Here is a 22,100-nt window from a genome sequence, read left to right as displayed (position 1 = left end):
AGCACCCAAGAACTTATGAAATCTAAAAATCTAATTTTCAGCCTTTGTTTTATACTTCCGCTCTTTATTTTACAAGCTTGCGGACAAAACACTAAAAAACAAACTACACAAACTGCTGTTATGGAAAATAAAATCAGTAAACCCGGAAATCCTTATTATTCGAATACCGATACAACAAAATTAAATGTAAGCAACGCCGAATGGAAAAAGGTTTTGCCTGAGGATGTTTATGCCGTAATGCGCGAAGCCGACACTGAAAGACCTTTTACTGGAAAGTATTGGAATTCTGATGAAAAAGGAACTTATTACTGCGCTTCTTGCGGAAACTTACTTTTTAGATCTACAGCTAAGTTTTCAAGCAGTTGCGGATGGCCAAGCTTCTTTGAACAGGAAAACAAAAAAAGCATAGTTTTTAAAGAAGACAACTCACTTGGAATGGAAAGAACCGAAGCGCTTTGCGGGCGTTGCGGTGGACATTTAGGCCACATTTTTGATGACGGTCCTGCTCCTACTGGAAAACGTTATTGCATGAATTCGATTGCTCTTGATTTTATTCCCGATAATAAATAAACTAAAAATGAAAAATATACTTTTAATATGTCTTTTTACGCTTTCGCTAAATGGCATTTCTCAAAATAAAAAATCCAATCTCGAAACTATTACGCTTGGCGGAGGTTGCTACTGGTGCGTTGAAGCCGTTTACGAAAATCTGGACGGAGTAAAATCTGTTGTTTCTGGATTTTCAGGAGGAAATGTTGCTAACCCTACTTACGAAGAAGTTTGCACAGGAGAAACGGGCCACGCCGAAGTGGTTCAGATTACTTATGACAAAACTGTAACTGATATTAACGAGATCTTCAAAGTTTTCTTTACCGTTCACGATCCAACTACTTTAAACCGCCAAGGTGCAGATGTTGGCACACAATACCGCTCCGTTATTTTCTATAGAAATGACGAACAGAAAAAAGCGGCTCAAAGTATTATTACCGAACTAAACAAAGCAAAAGTCTACAATAGTCCGATTGTGACCAAGGTGGAACCTTTTAAAGTTTTTTATAAAGCCGAAGATTATCATCAAAACTATTATGCGAACAATAAAAACCAGCCGTATTGCAAAATGGTGATTCAGCCTAAAATAGAAAAGTTTGAAAAGGTTTTTAAAGATAAACTGAAAAAGAAACAAGGCTAATACAACTTATTATTATCAACCGTCCACAAAAATGGACGGTTTTTTTTATTTCACCAAACCTTGTAAACAATGGGTTTTTCTTTTAATTGAAAAAATATTTTAATTTTTTTCTCTTTTTTGTCCAATCCTGAAAGTTCGATTGTTATTAGGGTATAAACAATTAAAAAATTATACATCATGGAAACTAGACTTAATTTATTCGAACAAGGTCAAAAAGCAGTTAGCACATTATTTGGAATTAGCGGTTATTTGAAAAAAGGAACAATTGAAGCATCTCTTATGGAATTAATAAATTTCAGAATCTCTCAAATCAACAACTGCGGTTATTGTTTAGACATGCATTCAAAAGAAGCTTTAGCCGCTGGAGAAACAACACAACGTTTATTTGGATTAAGTGTGTGGAGAGAAACTCCGTATTTTACACAAAGAGAAAGAGTCGCTCTTGCTTTAGCAGAAGCTGTAAATGCTTGTGATGTTCCAGACGAAATTTACGAAATCGCAAAAGCTGAATTTACAGAACAAGAATTAATAGATCTTACGCTTGCAGTTGCTGCCATCAACGCTTGGAACCGTCTTAACATCACTTTTTCCAATGTGCCTGGAACTTATAGAGTTGGACAGTTCGGATAAACAGTAATTGATTTTATTTTGTAAAAACAATTAACTTTATACAACTCAAAGCAAATTATTCAATTTAAAAACATAAAAAATGAATGAGTTTTTATTGATTTTCAGAAGAGATTTTAAAACAAAAGAAACACAGCCGTCTCCAGAAGAATTGCGGCAGCATTTACAGCAGTGGCAAAACTGGTTTGGAAGTCTTGCGGCTCAAGATAAACTGGCAAGACCTTTACAGAAATGGGACGGCGAGGGAAAACTTGTAAATTCAAATAAGGGAATTACCGACGGGCCTTTTGTTGAAATTAAAGAATCTATTGGCGGATTGATTATAATTAAAGCCAAAGATTATGACGAAGCGACCGAAATTGCGCAAGGATGTCCAGTTTTAAATTTTGGCGGAAATGTCGAAATTAGAATGGCCGTTTAGATTTTAAATCAACTTAAACAAAATGCCTTGTATCTTTACTAAGGCATTTTTCTCTTAAAACATGGAGCACAAAGAACTTTTACCAAACTTATTCAGAACCGAATATCAAAAAATAGTTTCAGTTCTCTGCAGCTTATTCGGAATTCAGCATATCGAAATTGCAGAAGATATTGTAAGTGATACTTTTTTGACCGCTTCAGAAACTTGGGCAATTAAAGGCATTCCCGAAAACCCTTCAGCTTGGCTTTATACCGTTGCCAAAAATAAAACCAAAAACTATCTGAAAAGAAACAACGTTTTTGAGACCAAAATCGTTTCCGAAATAAAACACAACACTCCATTAAACAATCCTGAAATCGACATTGATTTGTCTGATCAAAATATTGCCGATAGCCAACTGGCGATGATATTTACGGTTTGCAATCCGTGTAATTCCGAAGAAGCTCAAATAGCCCTTGCCTTAAATTTATTATGTGGTTTTGGAGTAAATGAAATTTCAGATGCTTTTTTATCTAACAGGGAAGTCATTTACAAAAGAATTAATCGCGCCAAAGAAAAGCTAAAAGAAGAAAACATAAAAATTCAGCATCCGAACAATACTGAAATAAAAGACAGGATACAAACGGTTCTCAAAACCATTTACCTGCTTTATTCTGAAGGCTACTACTCTATTTCGCAAAACACCACTTTACGAAAAGATCTTTGTTCCGAAGCCATCCGTCTGACTTATTTATTGATTCAAAATGAAAGCACAAATTTGCCACAGACAAATGCTCTAATGGCGTTAATGTGTTTTCATTCTTCAAGATTTGATGCTCGAACTGGCTTAAATGGTGAAATTATTTTATATGAAGATCAGGATCAATCGCTTTGGAATCAGGAATTAATTGATAGAGGAACTTATTTTCTTAGTCAGTCTTCGACCGGAAATACACTTTCAAAATATCACTTAGAAGCTGGAATAGCCTATTGGCACACCATAAAAACAGAAACTTTAGAAAAATGGAAAAATATTCTGGAACTCTATAACAATCTAATCATTTTAGAATATTCGCCAATTGTTGCCTTAAACAGAACTTATGCTCTATCTAAAGTAAAAGGCAAAGAAGAAGCAATCAAAGAAGCTGAAAAATTGAATTTAACCGATAATCATTTTTATTATTCTCTACTAGGAAATCTCTATTCTGGAATTGACACAAAAAAGGCACTACAGAATTTTGAAACAGCTCTTGGTTTAGCTAAAACAGCATCCGACAAAAATATCATCAGCAAAAACATTGAACACTTGAAATTAAAGACAAATTAGATTTAGCATAAAAAAGTGAAATGATAAATTTCATTTCACCTTTCTTGTATATTGATTTTGAGTACTATTGTTTAGCTACTTTTTTAAATCGCATCACTGGTACATTATCATGAATTAAATTTAGTTTTCCGTCTTTATCAACAGAATAACTCGTAACTAATTTAATTTGTTTTAAAAACTCCTGTTCTCCACCACCTTCACAAAACATCATTGTAGTTGGCCCTGCTTCTCCAAAAGTCAAAGATTTACCTTTTAAAGTATAAGGCGCACTGTAACCGTTACATCCATTATTTCCGTATACTTTTGTTTCTTTTTGATCGAAAGTAAGTTGTGGCTTTTTATGCGGATACAATCCTTCAAAAGCAATTCTTGGTCCAGAAATATACTCAAGTTCCCAAGTTGTGTCAAATAGATCGCTGGCGCTTTTATCTGTTTTTGATGTCTTGCATGAAGCAAATAATAGCGTTAAAACTGAAAGGACTGCAAATGTGTATTTTTTCATAAAAATGTTTTTTAAAGATTTATAATTTGTTTTCTTTTTTTGAACTAAAATAATTCTATAAAAATCCTATTCTCAATATTCATGCCCAGTTACAGCTTTTCTTAAGTTTAAATTTAACTCAACGCTGTTATTTTCTGTCTCTAAGTTACTACAAATTATTTAAAGTTTTATCGCCCAGATGTTTAAAATAAAACAAGTAACACTATTTTTTTTGTAATTTGCATCAATCAAAAAGCCAAATCATCAACAAAAAAACCAAAAAATGAAACAATTTCTATTTTTGTTTGTATTTGCATTGACAGCTCCGTTTGTTCAATCGCAAGAAAACCTTCCAACAGATTACCTAACAAAAGAATTCCATCAAGGACGACGTGAAGCTTTTAGAGCTTTAATGCCTGCTAATTCTGTCGCCGTTGTTTTTTCTTATCCAGAAAAAGTTTTCTCTAAAGACATTAACTACAATTATCATCCAAATCCTGATATGTATTACTTAACAGGATACAAAGAACCCGATGCTATTTTAGTGCTTTTTAAAGAACCTCAAGGAACAGAAAAATACAACGAAGTTCTTTTTGTAAGAGAAAGAAATGCGTCTCGCGAAACATGGACTGGAAGACGTTTAGGAATTGAAGGAGCTAAATCTAAATTAGGTTTTACAACTGTTTACAACGGAAAAGACTTTAATGCCTTTGCAATTGATTTTGCAAAATTTGACAAAGTTATTTATGACGAAATTCCAACAGATGTTGCAGAAAACAACAGTCCTGATAATTTATATGCATTACTAAAATCATTTAAATCTAAAGCAGGAATTACAACAGCAAATGAAGCTTCTACAGATTTGTTTGACAAAATCACCAATTCTCTTCGCGAAATCAAAACTCCTGAAGAGCTTGTTTTAATGCGCAAAACGGTAAAACTTTCTTGCGTTGCACATAATGAGGTTATGAAAGCAGTTGGCCCAGATATGAGCGAAAATGAAGCAGACGGAATTCATGCCTACATTCACAGACATTACGGTGCAGAAGGCGAAGGTTATCCTCCAATTGTTGGCGCTGGAGCAAACGGATGTATTTTGCATTATGGAGACAATAACGCTACAAAAATCGACAATCAATTATTATTAATGGATGTTGGTTCTGAATATCACGGTTATTCTGCAGACGTTACTAGAACAATTCCTGCAAACGGAAAATTTACTGAAGAGCAAAAAGCAATTTACCAAATTGTTTATGATGCACAGGAAGAAGTTTTTAAAATCTGTAAAGAAGGAACTCCTATTCAGGATTTAAATAAAAAAGCAAAAGAAGTTATAACTGCTGGGTTAATTAAATTAGGAATTATTACAGATCCTAAAGATGTCCGAATTTATTATCCGCACGGATGTTCGCATTTTCTTGGTTTAGATGTTCATGATAAAGGAAATTATATGGGAACTCTAAAAGAAAACATGATTCTTACTGTTGAACCAGGAATTTATATTCCTGCAAATAGCAAATGCGATAAAAAATGGTGGAATATTGGCGTTCGTATCGAAGATGATATTTTAATGCTTAAAGATTCTTATGAAAATCTTTCTGCAGATTCTCCTAGAAAATGGCAAGACATTGAAGCTTTAGCCAAACAAAAAAGTACTTTTAATGACATGAAATTCCCTAAGATCTAATTAGTTTTTTTGCCACAGATTAAATGGATTATTAAAATTTTTAAATTAAAAACTTAAAAAAATCTGTGAAAATCCTTTTAATCTGTGGCCAAGAAAAAATAAAAAAAGCCTCAAAATAATTTGAGGCTTTTTCTTTTGAATTTTCCCGAACTTTACATTCTTAAATCAATTAAAAATGAAAGCACTTACCTTTTCTTCTTTTGGAGAATCAGATGTTTTAGAATATATAGAAATCCCTAATCCGCAATTAAAAAAAGACGAAATTTTAGTCGAAATGAAAGCCATCGGATTAAATTTTGCAGATGTTTACCGACGCAAGGGAAATTATCACTTAAAAGGAAATCCGCCTTTTATTGCCGGTTATGAAGGAGCAGGAATTGTTGTTGATGCAAATAATCACTCAGAATTTAAAATTGGCGATCGTGTGGCTTTTGCCGATGCTCCGTTTGCCAATGCAGAATTGGTTGCCGTAAATGTAAATCACATTATTCCGTTATCTGAAAATATTTCTTTTGAAACCGCAGCTTCTGTTTTGCTTCAAGGTTTAACAGCTCATTATCTTGCAACAGATAGTCATAAAACTGTTAAAGGAGAAACTGTTTTGATACATGCCGTTGCAGGTGGAGTTGGTCAAATACTAACTCAGATCAGTAAACTTTTAGGCGCAACTGTCATTGGATTAACTTCATCGGCTGAAAAAGCAAAAACTGGATTTGAACAAGGTGCAGATCATGTTTTTCTTTATAATGACGATTGGAAATCGCAAGTTTTTAAAGTTGTTCCCAATGGTGTCGATGCTGTTTATGATAGTATAGGAAGTACTTTGATGGAAAGTTTTGAAGTCACCAAAGAATGTGGACAAGTAGTTTTCTTCGGAATGGCGGGCGGAGATCCAGCACCTGTAGACCCAAGAATGCTAATGGATGGTTCTAAAACTTTAACGGGAGGTGACTTATGGAGTTATTTAAATTCTAAAGAAGAAAGAATTAAAAGAGCAACTCAATTATTTAGTTGGATTACCGAAGGAAAAATCAAACTTTCAGAACCAACATCTTTTAAATTATCAGAAGGAAAATTAGCGCACGATTTTCTAGAAAGCAGAAAAAGCACTGGAAAAATTATTTTGATTCCTTAATTTTTTTTGCCACGAATTACACCAATTTTCACTAATTTTTATTTTTGGTTTTAAATTTAATTCGTGAGAATTGGTGTAATTCGTGGCAAAACATCATAATTTAACGACTTCCATTTTTGTCAATTCAGACAATTCTAGAATCCTATTCACTTCATTTTTATTGGCTAGAAAAAACAAATAACTATCGCCATACGTTTCATACGTCATTAATTCCAAATTCCTTTTTTCTAATTCAGATTGAATGTATGGAAACAAATCATGACTATAGGTTTCTTCTGGATAATCAAACCTGAAATCTTCACCAAGCATTTCAGAAATAAAATATTCTGCATCTTCTGGATCAAATTTCCAGTCGCTATGCCATGAATTCATACCTTCAAAAAAGTCAAAATCATAATCAAATTCATCATCATTTTGATTTCTCTTATCAAAAAGTTCTTGGGATTGACTTTGTAATAGTTCTTCGTCGATTTCTCCTCTAGAAACTAATTGTAGAAATTCTTTAAATGTTTCTACAGTCGCTTCTTCATTTTGCACTAAATTTTCTTGAGAAGAAAGTTCTACTGTTTTAGGAATTTCAATATTTAAATATTGGCAGATTCCCTGCAAAACCAATTTAAAATCTCTAATTCCGATTTCTTCACTTTCATTCTTCGGATTATTTACATCTAAAAGTTCGCTTTCCAGCAATCCTTTTGTATAATCAAAGAAATGTCTTCCTGAATACAATATTTTAAAATCGTTTATTTCTAAACTATTCGTGCGACAGAAAAAGATCACGAAGTTTTTTATAGAACGCTTAAAGAACTTTTTTTCTTCTGGGGTTGGCTCCGAATAAAATTGAATGTGTATAAAATCGTACTCTAAACCTTCTTGAATCTGCTCATCAGAAAGAGTCGAAATATTCATTTTTTTATAAAGTTCATTCAAAACTTCATAAGCATTATTGAAACCTGCTTTTTTAATTTCTTCATTTCCTTCTTCATGATCAAATGAACTTGGAAAGAAAAATAAATTCACCATCACATCTTCCTGAATTCCCTTTACTTTAAATTCAAGACTTGACTGCTCATTATATAAATAGGAGTAAATAGGATCAATAACATCAAAAGAAATGATAGATTTTGGGTCGCTATTGCGTCCAAATATGTTTGAGAAAAAGCTCATTACAATTACTGGTATTAAAACTAATCGTTAGAATATTTAAAACTCTGATTCATTTTATCAAAAGGAATCACTTCATTAACAATCGATTCTAATTCATGATCTGTTAATAATCCTCTAGCAGATTCAACTATTTTTGGCGAAACATGTATTTCGTAATCAATTATATCTCGTTCTAAAATAGCTGATAGAATTGCGTTTTGTCTGCTCAGTCAGATACTTTTTGTGCGATTTAAATACTGATTCTATATCGTCTCTAAATTCCTCATCAGTAAGTTCATTATAGACATCTTGTTTCGACATATCAATCAATAAAACTTTGAAAATAAAATCCTGAAGGTTTTTTGCCAAATAATTAACTTCATTAGAGTCGTGCCAAACAAAAACAATCGGCACATCTCCATTGTTTTCTTCGTTTAAAAAGAAACAATAATGATCGCCACCGCCACTTTTAGCAAACGGAATAAATTTAAATTCTGGATTTATATTTCGATAATCTTCTGGATCTTGAAGTTCTTCTATTTCTTCTGCAACAGATTTTAAATTCAGCGATTCAAAATCATAAGAATGTAAAAGCAAAGGCGGATTGTCTTTTAAAGTAGGATAGACATCTGTATACCAATTTGGACCATATTCTCCAACATCTAGCATGCCGTCAGCCTCTAACTGTTTGTATAAGAAAGGGTATTCAAATCTGTATTTTTTTTCGATTTCTTGTATTGTCATCTTTGGGGGAATATTCTATTAAAATCAGAATACTAAGATAACAATCTTTACTGGACCAAAAAACCTGAAGTCAATTATTTCAAGGATTCCGCAATCATTAAAGCACATTTTTCGCCATCAATTGCCGCAGAAATAATTCCGCCTGCATAACCTGCACCTTCTCCACAAGGATATAAACCTTTGATTTGCAAATGCTCCAAAGTCATCGGATCTCTCGGAATTCTAACTGGTGATGAAGTTCTACTTTCTGGCGCATGCAAAATTGCTTCGTTAGTTAAATATCCGCGCATTGATTTTCCAAAATCCTGAAAACCTTGACGCATAATTTGAGTTAAAAATCCAGGAAAAACCTGTCCTAACTCAACCGAAGTGGTTCCTGGAACATAAGATGTTTTCGGAATATCTGCCGAAACTTTACTTTTTGTAAAATCAATCATTCGCTGTGCTGGAACTTTTTGGGTTTCTCCTGCCAAATGCCAAGCTTTTTGTTCGATGCTTTTTTGAAATTCCATTCCGGCCAAAGCACCAAATTTTGCAAAAGGCTTAAAATCTTCCAATTTTAATTCGACTACAATTCCAGAATTTGCCGTTGATTGATCTCGCTTAGATGGTGACCAACCATTTGTAACCACTTCTCCCGGACTTGTCGCACATGGCGCAATTACTCCACCTGGACACATACAGAACGAATACATTCCGCGACCGTTAACTTGTTTTACAATAGAATACGGAGCTGGAGGCAAATGTTCTCCACGATAATCACAACTGTATTGAATACTATCTATTAATTCTTGTGAATGTTCTGCACGAACACCTAAAGCAAAAGGTTTTGCTTCTATTAAAATTTTCTTTTTGTCTAATAATTCAAAAATATCGCGAGCCGAATGTCCTGTTGCTAAGATTAATTTATTGGCATGAATTTTATCTCCGTTCTGCGTTACGATTCCTTCAACTTCATTATTCTTTACTAAAATATCGCTTACACGGGTTTCAAACAAAACCTGACCGCCAAACTCCCTAATTTTATTTCGAATATCTTCAATAATTTTTGGAAGTTTATTAGTTCCGATATGCGGATGCGCTTCTACCAAAATATCTTCAGAAGCTCCAAAAGCAACTAAAAGTTCTAAAATTCTAGTTACATCGCCACGCTTTTTAGAACGAGTATATAATTTTCCATCAGAATATGTTCCTGCTCCGCCTTCTCCAAAACAATAATTCGAATCTTCGTTTACAATATGTTCACGATTTATCGCTTTTAAGTCACGGCGACGGCCACGAACGTCTTTTCCTCTTTCGAGTACAATTGGCTTTAAACCTAATTCAATTAATTGCAATGCCGCAAAAAGTCCAGCTGGACCAGCACCGACAACAATAACTTCTTGTGCATTCGAAACGTCCTTATATATAGGAAGCTCAATTTTAGTTTCCTGAAAAGGTTCGCCTTTTAAATAAATAAGAACTTTCAAATTAATTTTAATCGCTTTCTGACGTGCGTCAATAGAGCGTTTTAAAATTGAAACGTGCTGAATTTCTTGAGCAGAAACTTTAATCTGCTTAGACAAATGATCTTTTAGCAATGATTCGTTTGCGGCAATTTCGGGTGTAACTTGAAGTAAAAGTTCTTTAGGCATTTTGTTTTATTTATTCTATTAGCTTTTCTTTCTATGAAAAGAACATGCAAAAGTACTATTTTGAAATGAGATTTTATATTTACTCTAAATTTTCACGCAGATTTACGCAGATTTTATCCTTAATTTATTTTTCATAAAATCTTTGCAATTTATTTCTAGCCACAGATTATTTGGATTAAAAAGATTTCTCTTAAGAGCAGTTAGACACACTGCAGTATATCTCTACAAAAAAAAACTTAGAACCTTAGCACCTCAGAATCTTAGAACCTTTGAGAAAGACTTTGTACCTTTGCTACTCTGAACCTTTGCACCTTTAAATAAAATGTCACGAAAAATAAAACTAATCTGGGATTTCCGTGGGCCAGCTTCTGCTAAAACTGCAGAACATCACGAAATTCATCTTAAAGAATATATTACAATAGAAAAGTCTGCCTTTAAATATTACTGGATTTAAAATCATAGACGAAATGTACGCCATAGCATTTATGGTCGTAACCGATGAGAATATGATTCAGGTAAGAGATGCTTTGAAACCGCATCGTGGGGAATTATATACTGAATAAAATTCCAATATTTTAAATTCCAAATTCCAAAACTGAAATACTTAAAAAAATGAAATTCCAAATTCCAATGCTATAGAAAACTTGGAATTTGGAATTTTTATTTTGAATATTCCCAAAAAGGGTTGGAATTTGGAATTTAAAAACTTTGGAATTTATTTTTTAGTTCGCTACTTCACTAATAAACTTAATACGCATTAATCGCAATTCGTCTATATCGTAGTCGCCATCAAATTCTTTCAGCGCATCTTCGATTTTATCAGATTCAGATTCCATGAAATAATCGTGAATTTCTTCCTGCTGATCATCATCTAGAATATCGTCTAACCAATATTTGATATTTAATTTTGTTCCAGAATAAACAATCTGTTCCATTTCCTTGATCAGCGCATCCATCGTAAGTCCTTTCGCGGAAGCGATATCATTTAATGAAAGCTTTCTATCAATATTTTGGATAATATATAATTTGTTGGCAGAATTTACTCCTGTAGATTTAACCACTAAATCGTCTGGGCGAATAATATCGTTGTCTTCTACATAACGACTGATTAAAGCAACAAATTCACTACCATATTTTTTAGCTTTTCCTTCACCAACACCATGAATATTATATAATTCCTGAATTGTTATCGGATATTTTAAAGCCATATCTTCAATTGACGGATCTTGGAAAACTACAAATGGAGGCACTCCAAGTTTTTTGGCTACTTTTTTACGAAGTTCACGAAGCATTCCCGTTAACACCTCATCGGCAGTTCCAGAAGATTTTGATGATGTTACTATTGCTTCATCATCCGCTTCGCTGTATTCATGATCTTCAGACATCATGAATGAAACTGGTTTTTTAATGAAGTCTAAACCAGCTTTTGTGATTTTGATTACTCCATAAGTTTCAATGTCTTTAGACAAATAACCAGAAACTAGAACTTGTCTCAATAATGCCATCCAGTATTTTTCGTCGTGGTCTGAACCTACGCCAAAATAAGGCTGAGTATCTGTTTTATGTGCTTTAATTACGGCATTAATACGCCCTATTAAAGTAAACACAATTTCTTTTGATTTATAAATATGTTTGGTATCACGAACAATTTCAAGCAATTTAACCACTTGTTCTTTGGCTTCTACTTTATGTTTAGGATTACGAACATTGTCATCCATATCGGCACCTTCACCATTTTCGCTATCAAATTCTTCTCCGAAATAATGTAGCAGGAATTTTCTGCGTGACATTGAGGTTTCGGCATAAGCCACAACTTCCTGTAAAAGTGCAAAACCAATTTCTTGTTCTGCAACTGGTTTTCCAGACATAAATTTCTCTAGCTTTTCTACATCTTTATAAGAGTAGTAAGCCAAACAATGTCCTTCTCCGCCGTCACGTCCTGCACGACCAGTTTCTTGGTAATAGCTTTCAAGTGATTTTGGAATGTCGTGGTGAATTACAAAACGAACGTCTGGTTTATCAATTCCCATTCCGAATGCGATTGTTGCTACAACAACATCGACATCTTCCATCAAGAACATATCTTGATGTTTGGCCCGTGTTTTGGCATCTAAACCTGCATGGTAAGGAACTGCGCTGATTCCGTTAACTTGTAAAACTTCGGCAATCGACTCTACTTTTTTACGGCTTAAGCAGTAAATAATTCCAGATTTACCTTTATGTTGTTTGATAAATCGAATAATATCCGACTCAATATTTTTCGTTTTTGTGCGAACTTCATAATACAAGTTCGGTCTGTTGAATGATGCTTTAAAAGTATTAGCATCAGCCATGTCAAGGTTTTTCAGGATATCTTCCTGAACTTTTGGGGTTGCCGTTGCGGTAAGACCAATAATTGGCACTTTACCCAATTGCTTGATTATATTTCTCAGATTTCTGTACTCTGGCCTAAAATCATGTCCCCATTCTGAGATACAGTGTGCCTCATCAATAGCAACAAAAGAAATTGGAACACTTTGTAAAAAAGCCACATATTCTTCTTTTGTCAATGATTCGGGGGCGACATACAAAAGTTTGGTCAATCCAGATGTAATATCTTTTTTAACCTGAGCAATTTCTGTTTTAGTTAGAGAGGAATTTAATACATGTGCAATTCCATTTTCAGACGAAAGACTTCGAATTGCGTCTACCTGATTTTTCATCAAAGCAATTAAAGGAGAAACAACAATTGCTGTTCCTTCTTGAATTAAAGCCGGTAATTGGTAGCAAAGAGACTTTCCTCCACCGGTCGGCATAATTACGAATGTATTTTTTCCGTCTAAAATGCTCGTAATGACTTGCTCCTGCAAGCCTTTAAATTGGCTAAAGCCGAAATACTTCTTTAATTCTTTATGTATTTCAATTTCATTTGAATTCATTCTCTATATTAATGGTATTTTGTATAAATTTGCAACACATAAAGATACAACTTTCTTTTATACATACAAATTTTAAATATTCTGTTTTGATCACAAAAGAAAATATATTGGCGATCGCCAAGAAAACAATACTCTCTGAAAGTGAAGCAATTACAAAACTAATTGATTTTTTGGACGAAAATTTTTACGAAGCCGTCCAACGCATATATGAAACCAAAGGCCGTCTGATCGTTACAGGAATTGGAAAAAGCGCGATCATTGCTCAAAAAATGGTAGCTACTTTTAACTCAACTGGAACTCCTTCTATGTTTTTACACGCAGCAGAAGCGATTCACGGTGATTTAGGAATGATTCAAAACGACGATATCATTATCTGCATTTCTAAAAGCGGAAATAGTCCAGAAATTAAAGTTCTTGTTCCTTTATTAAAAAGGTTTGGAAACACTTTAATTGCCATTACAGGAAATACAACTTCATTTTTGGCAAAAGGCTCTGATTTGGTTTTAAATACAACTGTTGATACAGAAGCCTGCCCTATCAATTTAGCTCCTACAAATAGTACAACAGCACAGCTTGTAATGGGCGATGCATTGGCTGTTTGCTTAATGGAAATGCGTGATTTTAAACCCGAAGATTTTGCAGTTTATCATCCAGGAGGAGCTTTAGGAAAAAAATTACTGCTTCGAGTAAAAGATATGATTGAGCATTCATTAAAACCTGCAGTTACGCCAGAAACTTCTATTAAAAAAGCAATTTTTGAAATTTCTGAAAAAAGATTAGGAGTTACAGCAGTAATTGAAGACAATAAAATTGTTGGAATTATTACTGATGGAGACATCCGAAGAATGCTAAACGACGTAGATACTATAGCAGACTTAACAGCAAAAGATATTATGTCTAAAAATCCAAAAGTAGTTTCCTCGGAAACTATGGCGGTTGACGCTTTAAATATTTTAGAAGATTTCTCGATTACACAATTAATCGTAGCCGACAATGGCGAATATAAAGGAGTATTACATTTACATGACATTTTAAAAGAAGGAATCGTATAATGGCAAAGAAAAACCTTGGCGAGATGTCATTTTTGGACCATCTTGAAGAACTTAGATGGTTATTAGTTAGAAGTACAATTGCAATATGTATTATGGCATTTGTCACTTATTTTATCAGTGATTATTTATTTGATCAGATTATTTTAGGACCAATTAGGCCAACATTTTTTACCTACGTTTGGTTCTGTGATTTATCGCATTCATTAGGATTTGCAGACAGCATTTGTATTACTGAATTGAATTTTATCATTCAGAATACAGAAATGGAAGGGCAAGTAAATATTTTTGTATGGATGTGCCTTCTGGCAGGTTTTATCTTGAGTTTTCCCTATATTTTATGGGAAATCTGGAAGTTTATCAGTCCTGCTTTATATGAGAAAGAACGCAAAAATGCAAAAGTATTCATCTTTGTTTCTTCAATGCTTTTCTTCTTAGGCGTATTATTTGGCTATTTTGTAGTTATTCCGATGTCGGTTAATTTCGTTGCTACTTTCTCTGTGAGTGATGTTGTAAAAAATCAGTTTACACTAGAATCTTACATGGGAATGGTAAAAACAAGTATTTTGGGAAGTGCGATCTTTTTTGAGCTTCCAATTGCAATTTACTTCTTAACAAAATTAGGCTTAGTAACTCCTTCTTTTTTAAGAAAATATTGGAAATACGCCGTTGTAATTATTTTAATTATTGCTTGCAATTGTAACTCCGCCAGACGTTGTGAGTCAAACTATTGTTGCAATTCCGATGCTAATCATTTACGAATTAAGTATCTGGATATCGAAGATTGTGTATAAAAATAAAATGAAAGAAAATGTCTGATATAATTCAAGAATTTAATGACTATCGTTCTAAAATGAACGAAAAACTGCTTGCTGACAATAACAAAATTGTAAAGCGAATTTTTAATCTTGACACCAATGCTTATGCTGAAGGCGCTCTTGATGTAAAAACAAAAGAACTTTTAGGTTTAGTTGCATCAACTGTTTTGAGATGTGACGACTGTGTAAAATACCATTTAGAAACAAGTTATAAAGAAGGTGTTTCTAAAGAAGAAATGATGGAAGCAATGGGAATCGCAACTCTTGTTGGAGGAACAATTGTAATTCCACATTTAAGAAGAGCTTACGAATTTTGGGAAGCACTTGAAGAAGCTGGAAAATAAATAATTGTTAATACGTTTAACTGTTGAATCGTTTATTTGTTAATTTGCAACGAATAAACGATTTATCGATTAAACGATTAAACTTAAAAAATGAAATTAAGAGCCGATAATTTAATCAAAACCTATAAAGGACGTAGTGTTGTAAAAGGAATTTCTGTTGAAGTAAATCAAGGAGAAATCGTAGGGCTTTTGGGGCCAAATGGAGCTGGAAAAACAACGTCTTTTTACATGATTGTGGGATTAGTAAAACCAAATCAAGGAAACATTTATCTTGATGATTTGAATATTACCGATTACCCAATGTACAAACGTGCACAACAAGGAATTGGTTATTTGGCACAAGAAGCTTCTGTATTTAGAAAACTTAGCATTGAGGATAATATTCTTAGTGTACTGCAATTGACTAAACTTTCTAAAGAAGAGCAAATTGCTAAAATGGAAAGCTTAATTGAAGAATTCAGCTTAGAGCACATTCGTACTAACCGAGGAGATTTACTTTCTGGAGGTGAGCGCCGCCGTACCGAAATTGCACGCGCATTGGCAACCGATCCAAAGTTTATTTTATTGGATGAGCCTTTTGCGGGAGTTGACCCTGTTGCGGTTGAGGATATTCAGCGAATTGTTGCGCAATTAAAAAACAAAAATATCGGAATTTTAATTACCGATCACAACGTTCAGGAAACATTAGCAATTACTGATAAAACATACTTAATGTTTGAAGGAGGAATTCTAAAAGCAGGAATTCCAGAAGAATTGGTAGAAGACGAAATGGTTCGTCGTGTTTATCTTGGACAAAACTTCGAGCTACGCAAAAAGAAACTTGAATTTTAAGACAGTTATATATCAATGGTAAAAAGTAAATTTCTTTTTACCATTTTTTTTAATCTAAGATTCTTAAATAGTTGCAAATGAAATCAGAAAAACCAACTCAGGAAGATTACGACAACTGGCACAAAGACCCAAAAAATTGGTATTTCTTTAATAGCTTTTATTATAACCCAAAAGACAAAAGATTACTTCCTCCGAAAAAGATTCAATGGATGGGTTATACTATAAATTTTGCCAATCCATATTCTGTAATGCTTTTATTGCCTTTTGTAATAATTGTTATTTTGGTTTTATGGAAATAGTTCTCGACAGAAACTAAAACTACTCAACAGTAATAAAATGCAATTGCTCTAAATCTCCATTGTAAATATTAACATCAACACGATGTTTTATTCCTGGCAGAGAAGCTTTTTCTGTAAATTGCCAGAACAACCAATCATCTTCAATTTTCTCTCTGTAAAAATTATAATTCGCAATCCAGAAAAGATATTCACTAAATTCTTCTTTTAAAAAATCAGAATAATATCGTTCTCCTGAATAAATTATTGGGCGAACTTGATAATGTTTTTCGACTTTATTCAACCAACGTTTCAATCCTTTTTTTAAACTATCTAAAGGCTGATTTTTAGGCAATTTTTCAATATCTAAAACTGGCGGAAGATCTCCTTTTTGCAATTTTACTGTTTTGATAAAAAGATCTGCCTGTTCAATAGAATTTTCGTTTGGACGATAATAATGATAAGCGCCGCGCATGATTTTATTCTCTTTTGCACCTTCCCAATTTCTTTTAAACTGTCTGTCTACGCGGTCGTTTCCTGCTGTTGCACGAATAAACACGAATTGAACAGGATATTTTTCATCCAAGATTTCGACTTCTTCCCAATCGACTTTTCCTTGAAATTCAGAAACGTCAATTCCAATTACTTTTCCTTTATGGTTTTCGAGAACACGAATGTTTCGAACATCAGAAAGATGTTTGTCTACCTCATCTTCATCTAAAACTCTTTCTGTTTTAAAACCTAAATAATAAGCAAGTCCTTTGCGATAATGATAAATTATCCCAATGAATAAAAGTCCGAAAAGAATCAATAAAAATGAACGAAAAAGCCTGCTTAGAAATGATCTTCCAGCGGGCTTTCTTGTATATGTTTTACGATAAGTCGTTTTTCTTGCCATTAAACAGATTTACTTTTTCAAGAAAAGATTATTGATAACTGACAACAATACATAAAAAGCAATAATTAGTGGAATTGCGATGTAATGAAGTAAAATAATCATCAATACCGAAATAACAAGAAATACAATTTGAAGGGCATTTTCTTTCAAACTGAATTTTTTAATTTTTAAAGCAAACAACGGAATCTCAGCATTCAAAATATAAGCACTACATAATGTTATAATCAACAAAACCCATTGATTGGTTAATAATTCAAGAATAAGCAGTGACGATTCTGCATACATATCTAGAACAATTTGCAAACTAATAATAAAAAGAGCATTTGCTGGAGTTGGCAATCCGATGAAAGAATCTGTCTGACGAGTGTCAATATTAAAATTGGCCAAACGATAACAAGATCCTAAAGTGATAATAAATCCTAAAAACGGAATTGCAGGGTGAGTTCCTAATTCATGACCGCTATGTACAAACATACTGTACATCACATATCCTGGAGCAACTCCGCTTGTTACCATATCTGCAAGAGAATCTAATTGCAATCCAAGCGGACTTGAAACTTTAAATAATCTAGCAAAAAAGCCGTCGAAGAAATCAAAAAAGATTCCTAAGCAAACCATGAAAAAAGCCATTAAATAATTGTTTTCGGAAATAAAGACAATTGCGACACAACCGCAGAAAAGATTAATTAATGTAATTAGATTTGGAATGTGTTTTTTAATATTCATAGCTTTAAATTTTGATAATGGCAGAGAACAAATTTAGTATAATAACTCGATGCAAAACGAGTTTTTTAGAGAGTTTTTTAATTCGAAGTATGACTTTGGGAATATTTAACTAAAGGAACTTATTAGATGAGTAAAATATTATATTTTTGATAAAAATTTTAAAACAGGCCTCGATCTGCAAAAACATATACGTTGAAGAAATATTTAGTGTTTTTATTATTTTGTAGCTGTACTTTTCAGTATGCACAAACCGTTCGAAAATACTCGAATGAATTTATGAATATTGGGGTCGATGCCGCAGCTCTTGGAATGGCAAGTGCTGTGACTGCCGCAACAAATGATGTAACGGCAGGTTACTGGAATCCGGCAGGTTTAACTCATCTTGAAGATCATCAAATTGCTTTAATGCACGCCAGCTACTTCGCCAATATTGCACAGTACGATTACATAGGTTACGCAAGTCCAATTGATGACAGAAGTGCTTGGGGAATTTCGATGATTCGTTTTGGAGTAGACGACATTATGGACACCACGCAGTTAATCGATAATCAAGGAAATATTGATTATAACAGAATCAGCTTGTTCTCTACGGCAGATTATGGCTTTACTTTTTCTTATGCTCGAAAATTGCCTGTTGATGGATTTCAATATGGTGTAAATGCAAAAGTAATTCGAAGAATAATTGGGAAATTTGCCAATTCTTGGGGATTTGGATTTGATATCGGACTTCAGTTTGAAAGAAATGACTGGAAATTTGGTTTAATGCTTCGCGATATTACCACAACTTACAATGTTTGGAATATTGATGAAGAAGAATATGCTAAAATTGCAAATGCAATTCCGGAGAAAACAACGAATTGCCGGAAAGTACAGAAATAACATTGCCAAAAGCTCAATTAGGAGTTTCAAAAAGATTTGATTTCCATAACGAATGTAGTCTTGTCACTTCTGCAAATTTAAATATGCGCTTTGAGCAGACAAATGATATTATTTCATCAAAAGCTGTAAGTATAGACCCAGCTCTAGGGTTTGAATTTGGTTATACCGATTTAGTTTTCGTAAGAGCTGGAGCAGGAAATTTTCAGAATGTAACACAATTAGATAATACCGAAAAAATAAACTTTCAGCCTAATATTGGCTTAGGGTTTAGATATAAAGGCATACAGATTGATTATGCTTTAACCGATTTAGGAAATCAAAGTACCGCTTTGTATTCTAATATTTTTTCGTTAAAAGTAGATTTGGGTATCTTTAGATAATTTCGAAACCACAAAACATTTAAAATTTTAAATCATGAAAACTCTCATGTCCAAAAAAGCACTTTTAATTTTATTATTCTTATCAAGTTTTATTGGTTTCAGCCAAAGTTTAGCTTTATCGAAAGATGCCAAAATAAGTATTTTGACCTGCGGACTTGGAAACGAAACTTATTCTTATTTCGGACATACGGGAATTAGAGTTTTAGATCCCGTAAACAATTTTGATGTTGTTTACAATTATGGAACTTTTGATTTTAGAACTCCAAATTTTGTTTTAAAGTTTGCTAAAGGAGATTTGCAATATTTTGCAACTGTACATTCATTTGCTGATTTTTTTAATGAATACACTTACGAAAAAAGAAGTATTTATGAGCAGGAATTACTGATCTCTCAAGATTTAAAACAAAAACTTTTTGACCAGTTAAATGCCGTTTTAGATTCTGAAGAACGTTATTATACTTATAAATTCATCGATAAAAACTGTACTTCGATGGTTGTAGATGTAGTGAATAAAACTTTAGGCAGAGATGTTATTGTAAAAACACAAGACACAGACAAAACCTATCGTTCTATCCTATTTCCTTATTTTGATGGCCATTTCTACGATCAGTTGGGAACAAGTATTATTTTTGGAACGAAAGTCGATCAAATGGGAACAAGAATTTTTCTTCCTTTTGAATTGAAAAATAGTTTAAACAAAACAAGTTTTCAAAATAAACCCTTAGCGGCAAAAAGCAAAACACTATTAGAATTTGCAAAAGAAACACCAAAATCTTGGTGGAATAACATTTACACTTATCTCTTTATCTTGCTTTTTGTAATCTTTGCAAGAAACAAAACGGTAGATAAAATCTACTTTGTGATTTTATCTCTTATTGGGATATTCTTCGTTATTATGGGATTTTACTCTTTTCACCAAGAATTGGCGATGAATTACAATGTCCTATTATTTAGTCCGTTTTTATTGGTTTTAGTTTTGTTTTCTATTTTCAAAAACAAATTATGGACTTATAGATTTTCACTAATCAACTTTGTGCTTTTAGTGATTTACTTTCTATTTTTGATTAACAAGGCGCATTTCTTTATTACTTTACCATTAATCATTACGAGCGGAGTGGTTTTAGTACGAACAGCAATTCGAAACAAAAAACCAATTCCGATTATAATCTAAAAAAATTATTGCCCTCTGTAGAATAAAACCGTTGTAATGGTTTTGAAAGTGATGCTTAAATCAAGAAAAACACTTCTGTGCTTGATGTAGTATAGATCGTATTGAAGCTTAATCAAACTTTCGTCTATAGATTCTCCATAAGAATAATTTACCTGCGCCCAGCCCGTAAGTCCAGGTTTGATTACATGGCGTGTTTCATAAAAAGGCATTACTGCGGCGATTTCTTCAACAAAAAATGGTCGCTCAGGTCTTGGCCCTATTACTCCCATATCGCCTTTTAAAACATTAATAAATTGAGGCAATTCATCAATTCTTGACTTTCGCATGAATTTACCAAACGGAGTAATTCTTTTATCATTATGACTAGCGAAAACAGCTCCATTGGCTTCTGAATTCTCTGTCATGGTTCTAAACTTATAAATCTCAAAAATGATTCCATTCTTCCCTACTCTTTCTTGAGTATAAAAAAGACTCCCTTTGTTTGCGAAGATGTTGCAAAGAAAAATTATTGGGATAAAAAATAGGGAAATTAATAGCCCTAGAATAGAAAACATGATCTCTATAAGTCGAACAAAAGACAAATAAAGTTTATTACTATTGCTTCTGCTGAAAGGAAAAAATCTATAAAAATCTCTTTCTATATGATGAACGGGGATTCTTTGCGTTTTACTTTCGTAAACTTGAGTATATTCTCGTATAATAATTCCTTTTTCTAATAAATGAAGCAATTGCTGATATAAATCTGGAGTAATACCATCTGTATTCTGAGAAGCAATAATAATTTCTGAAATATGGTTCGTTGATACAAAATGTTCTAAATCATCCTTTTTTATTTCTTTTACGTAATGAAAATCTAAATTTTCATCTGCAATAGAATCGGAGTTTACAAAACCAATAATTTTATAATGCGGATCGACATTCTCCAATCCTAAAACCAATTTTTCGACTTCATTTTGATCACAAATCAAAACGACATTTTGAGAAAATCTATGAGAAGCTAAAAAGTAACAGTAAAACAAACGCCATAACAACAATGTAATTAATATCGTAAAATAAAATATTAGTATGACGAGTCTTTGTTTGGGAAGTACTGGAGAGAAAATTGGCGTAAATAAATAGGCTAAAACAGTAGCTGTTGCAGTAAAAACAACATTTTGCAAAATCTGAAGATGATTACTTGCTACTTGTAAATTATAAATTTCAAATATTACTCCAAAAATGTAAAGATATGCTATTAATAGAACAATACTTAAAGAACTACTTACTCCGAAATCAAAATAATGATACTCAAATATTGAACTTAATAGATATAAAGCGGATAAAACAAAAACAGCATCGAAAGAAAGAAGCAGTATTCTCCTTTCCGAAATTTCGAAATGCATTTTCTTTTTTGACAACATTATTTTTCAGTTTGTTAGGGGCTTAAACTTGAGGCAAATGT

Annotated in this window: 20 protein-coding genes and 3 pseudogenes; 15 read left to right on the top strand and 8 right to left on the bottom strand. The window is 33.0% G+C overall.

Annotated elements, in window-relative coordinates:
• Positions 1-15 precede the first annotated feature (15 nt).
• The 5 genes from msrB to P5P87_RS20695 all read left to right on the top strand — a co-directional run bounded on the left by msrB (position 16) and on the right by P5P87_RS20695 (position 3,543).
• Complete coding sequence (gene msrB, locus P5P87_RS20715; protein WP_278020473.1) at positions 16-570, top strand: peptide-methionine (R)-S-oxide reductase MsrB; 555 nt, start codon at positions 16-18, stop codon at positions 568-570.
• Between the two features lie 7 nt (positions 571-577).
• Positions 578-1,189: a peptide-methionine (S)-S-oxide reductase MsrA gene (msrA, locus tag P5P87_RS20710; RefSeq protein WP_278020472.1), complete on the top strand. Its 612-nt coding sequence runs from the start codon at positions 578-580 to the stop codon at positions 1,187-1,189.
• A 177-nt stretch (positions 1,190-1,366) separates the two neighbouring features.
• Complete coding sequence (locus P5P87_RS20705) at positions 1,367-1,819, top strand: carboxymuconolactone decarboxylase family protein (RefSeq protein WP_198857694.1); 453 nt, start codon at positions 1,367-1,369, stop codon at positions 1,817-1,819.
• 79 nt (positions 1,820-1,898) lie between these two features.
• Positions 1,899-2,237 (top strand): YciI family protein, encoded by a 339-nt coding sequence (locus P5P87_RS20700; protein ID WP_278020471.1) that lies wholly within the window; start codon positions 1,899-1,901, stop codon positions 2,235-2,237.
• Positions 2,238-2,298: 61 nt separating this feature from the next.
• Entirely contained in the window at positions 2,299-3,543 is a 1,245-nt protein-coding gene (locus P5P87_RS20695; protein WP_278020470.1) for an RNA polymerase sigma factor, read from the top strand.
• 64 nt (positions 3,544-3,607) lie between these two features.
• Here the strand turns inward: P5P87_RS20695 and P5P87_RS20690 are convergent, their stop codons facing one another.
• Positions 3,608-4,045: an META domain-containing protein gene (locus P5P87_RS20690; protein WP_278020469.1), complete on the bottom strand. Its 438-nt coding sequence runs from the start codon at positions 4,043-4,045 to the stop codon at positions 3,608-3,610.
• Between the two features lie 262 nt (positions 4,046-4,307).
• Between P5P87_RS20690 and P5P87_RS20685 the strand changes: the two genes are divergently transcribed.
• Positions 4,308-5,711, top strand: coding sequence for an aminopeptidase P N-terminal domain-containing protein (locus P5P87_RS20685; protein ID WP_278020468.1), 1,404 nt, complete (start codon positions 4,308-4,310; stop codon positions 5,709-5,711).
• A gap of 175 nt (positions 5,712-5,886) precedes the next feature.
• Complete coding sequence (locus P5P87_RS20680) at positions 5,887-6,846, top strand: quinone oxidoreductase family protein (protein ID WP_278020467.1); 960 nt, start codon at positions 5,887-5,889, stop codon at positions 6,844-6,846.
• 93 nt (positions 6,847-6,939) lie between these two features.
• Here P5P87_RS20680 and P5P87_RS20675 read toward each other — a convergent pair whose 3' ends face one another.
• The 3 genes from P5P87_RS20675 to P5P87_RS20665 form a co-directional block, all read right to left on the bottom strand.
• A complete protein-coding gene (locus P5P87_RS20675; protein WP_278020466.1) occupies positions 6,940-8,013 on the bottom strand; it encodes a DUF6630 family protein in 1,074 nt (357 codons plus the stop codon).
• 156 nt (positions 8,014-8,169) lie between these two features.
• Positions 8,170-8,736 carry an SMI1/KNR4 family protein gene (locus tag P5P87_RS20670; RefSeq protein ID WP_278020465.1) on the bottom strand — a complete coding sequence of 189 codons (567 nt, stop codon included), beginning with the start codon at positions 8,734-8,736 and terminating at the stop codon, positions 8,170-8,172.
• A 74-nt stretch (positions 8,737-8,810) separates the two neighbouring features.
• The gene (locus P5P87_RS20665) at positions 8,811-10,370 is read right to left on the bottom strand and encodes an NAD(P)/FAD-dependent oxidoreductase (RefSeq protein WP_278020464.1); all 1,560 of its coding nucleotides are present in this window, start codon (positions 10,368-10,370) and stop codon (positions 8,811-8,813) included.
• 322 nt (positions 10,371-10,692) lie between these two features.
• Between P5P87_RS20665 and P5P87_RS20660 the strand changes: the two are divergent.
• Positions 10,693-10,933: pseudogene (locus P5P87_RS20660) on the top strand (hypothetical protein).
• A gap of 159 nt (positions 10,934-11,092) precedes the next feature.
• Here P5P87_RS20660 and recQ read toward each other — a convergent pair.
• On the bottom strand, positions 11,093-13,288 hold the full coding sequence (gene recQ / locus P5P87_RS20655; protein ID WP_198857704.1) for a DNA helicase RecQ: 2,196 nt from the start codon (positions 13,286-13,288) through the stop codon (positions 11,093-11,095).
• 86 nt (positions 13,289-13,374) lie between these two features.
• On the opposite strand from recQ, the gene P5P87_RS20650 reads away from it, so the two are divergent.
• The 5 genes and pseudogenes from P5P87_RS20650 (at position 13,375) to P5P87_RS20630 (ending at position 16,629) form a co-directional block, all read left to right on the top strand.
• Positions 13,375-14,340, top strand: coding sequence for a KpsF/GutQ family sugar-phosphate isomerase (locus P5P87_RS20650; protein WP_278020463.1), 966 nt, complete (start codon positions 13,375-13,377; stop codon positions 14,338-14,340).
• Positions 14,340-15,156 (top strand): annotated as a pseudogene (gene tatC, locus P5P87_RS20645) (twin-arginine translocase subunit TatC). Before P5P87_RS20650 ends, tatC begins: the two are co-directional and overlap by 1 nt.
• Positions 15,149-15,499 carry a carboxymuconolactone decarboxylase family protein gene (locus P5P87_RS20640; RefSeq protein WP_144217757.1) on the top strand — a complete coding sequence of 117 codons (351 nt, stop codon included), beginning with the start codon at positions 15,149-15,151 and terminating at the stop codon, positions 15,497-15,499. The pseudogene tatC and the gene P5P87_RS20640 overlap by 8 nt, the downstream one beginning before the upstream one ends.
• A 90-nt stretch (positions 15,500-15,589) precedes the next feature.
• Positions 15,590-16,330: an LPS export ABC transporter ATP-binding protein gene (gene lptB, locus P5P87_RS20635; protein ID WP_026982881.1), complete on the top strand. Its 741-nt coding sequence runs from the start codon at positions 15,590-15,592 to the stop codon at positions 16,328-16,330.
• 77 nt (positions 16,331-16,407) lie between these two features.
• Positions 16,408-16,629, top strand: coding sequence for a DUF5808 domain-containing protein (locus tag P5P87_RS20630; protein ID WP_278020462.1), 222 nt, complete (start codon positions 16,408-16,410; stop codon positions 16,627-16,629).
• Positions 16,630-16,648: 19 nt separating this feature from the next.
• Here the strand turns inward: P5P87_RS20630 and P5P87_RS20625 are convergent, their stop codons facing one another.
• Complete coding sequence (locus P5P87_RS20625) at positions 16,649-17,503, bottom strand: glycoside hydrolase family 25 protein (RefSeq protein WP_278020461.1); 855 nt, start codon at positions 17,501-17,503, stop codon at positions 16,649-16,651.
• A 9-nt stretch (positions 17,504-17,512) separates the two neighbouring features.
• Entirely contained in the window at positions 17,513-18,229 is a 717-nt protein-coding gene (locus tag P5P87_RS20620) for a CDP-alcohol phosphatidyltransferase family protein (protein ID WP_278020460.1), read from the bottom strand.
• 192 nt (positions 18,230-18,421) lie between these two features.
• Here P5P87_RS20620 and P5P87_RS20615 point away from each other — a divergent pair.
• Together P5P87_RS20615 and P5P87_RS20610 are read left to right on the top strand one after the other, a co-directional pair.
• Positions 18,422-19,488 (top strand): annotated as a pseudogene (locus P5P87_RS20615) (putative type IX sorting system protein PorV2).
• 34 nt (positions 19,489-19,522) lie between these two features.
• Positions 19,523-20,659, top strand: a complete 1,137-nt coding sequence (locus P5P87_RS20610; RefSeq protein WP_278020459.1) for a lipoprotein N-acyltransferase Lnb domain-containing protein — start codon at positions 19,523-19,525, stop codon at positions 20,657-20,659.
• 5 nt (positions 20,660-20,664) lie between these two features.
• On the opposite strand, the gene P5P87_RS20605 is transcribed toward P5P87_RS20610, so the two are convergent.
• On the bottom strand, positions 20,665-22,059 hold the full coding sequence (locus P5P87_RS20605; protein ID WP_278020458.1) for a sugar transferase: 1,395 nt from the start codon (positions 22,057-22,059) through the stop codon (positions 20,665-20,667).
• Positions 22,060-22,100: the final 41 nt, after the last annotated feature.

Origin of the sequence: Flavobacterium ginsengisoli (assembly GCF_029625315.1) — a bacterium.
Lineage (GTDB): Bacteria > Bacteroidota > Bacteroidia > Flavobacteriales > Flavobacteriaceae > Flavobacterium > Flavobacterium ginsengisoli.
Note: the sequence above shows the minus strand (reverse complement) of the source record. Positions and strands in the feature narration are given on the sequence as shown.

Coding starts and splice junctions, on each gene's coding strand:
- msrB (WP_278020473.1), top strand. CDS start 16: ATGAAATCTAAAAATCTAATTTTCAGCCTTTGTTTTATACTTCCGCTC.
- msrA (WP_278020472.1), top strand. CDS start 578: ATGAAAAATATACTTTTAATATGTCTTTTTACGCTTTCGCTAAATGGC.
- P5P87_RS20705 (WP_198857694.1), top strand. CDS start 1,367: ATGGAAACTAGACTTAATTTATTCGAACAAGGTCAAAAAGCAGTTAGC.
- P5P87_RS20700 (WP_278020471.1), top strand. CDS start 1,899: ATGAATGAGTTTTTATTGATTTTCAGAAGAGATTTTAAAACAAAAGAA.
- P5P87_RS20695 (WP_278020470.1), top strand. CDS start 2,299: ATGGAGCACAAAGAACTTTTACCAAACTTATTCAGAACCGAATATCAA.
- P5P87_RS20690 (WP_278020469.1), bottom strand. CDS start 4,045: ATGAAAAAATACACATTTGCAGTCCTTTCAGTTTTAACGCTATTATTT.
- P5P87_RS20685 (WP_278020468.1), top strand. CDS start 4,308: ATGAAACAATTTCTATTTTTGTTTGTATTTGCATTGACAGCTCCGTTT.
- P5P87_RS20680 (WP_278020467.1), top strand. CDS start 5,887: ATGAAAGCACTTACCTTTTCTTCTTTTGGAGAATCAGATGTTTTAGAA.
- P5P87_RS20675 (WP_278020466.1), bottom strand. CDS start 8,013: ATGAGCTTTTTCTCAAACATATTTGGACGCAATAGCGACCCAAAATCT.
- P5P87_RS20670 (WP_278020465.1), bottom strand. CDS start 8,736: ATGACAATACAAGAAATCGAAAAAAAATACAGATTTGAATACCCTTTC.
- P5P87_RS20665 (WP_278020464.1), bottom strand. CDS start 10,370: ATGCCTAAAGAACTTTTACTTCAAGTTACACCCGAAATTGCCGCAAAC.
- recQ (WP_198857704.1), bottom strand. CDS start 13,288: ATGAATTCAAATGAAATTGAAATACATAAAGAATTAAAGAAGTATTTC.
- P5P87_RS20640 (WP_144217757.1), top strand. CDS start 15,149: ATGTCTGATATAATTCAAGAATTTAATGACTATCGTTCTAAAATGAAC.
- lptB (WP_026982881.1), top strand. CDS start 15,590: ATGAAATTAAGAGCCGATAATTTAATCAAAACCTATAAAGGACGTAGT.
- P5P87_RS20630 (WP_278020462.1), top strand. CDS start 16,408: ATGAAATCAGAAAAACCAACTCAGGAAGATTACGACAACTGGCACAAA.
- P5P87_RS20625 (WP_278020461.1), bottom strand. CDS start 17,503: ATGGCAAGAAAAACGACTTATCGTAAAACATATACAAGAAAGCCCGCT.
- P5P87_RS20620 (WP_278020460.1), bottom strand. CDS start 18,229: ATGAATATTAAAAAACACATTCCAAATCTAATTACATTAATTAATCTT.
- P5P87_RS20610 (WP_278020459.1), top strand. CDS start 19,523: ATGAAAACTCTCATGTCCAAAAAAGCACTTTTAATTTTATTATTCTTA.
- P5P87_RS20605 (WP_278020458.1), bottom strand. CDS start 22,059: ATGTTGTCAAAAAAGAAAATGCATTTCGAAATTTCGGAAAGGAGAATA.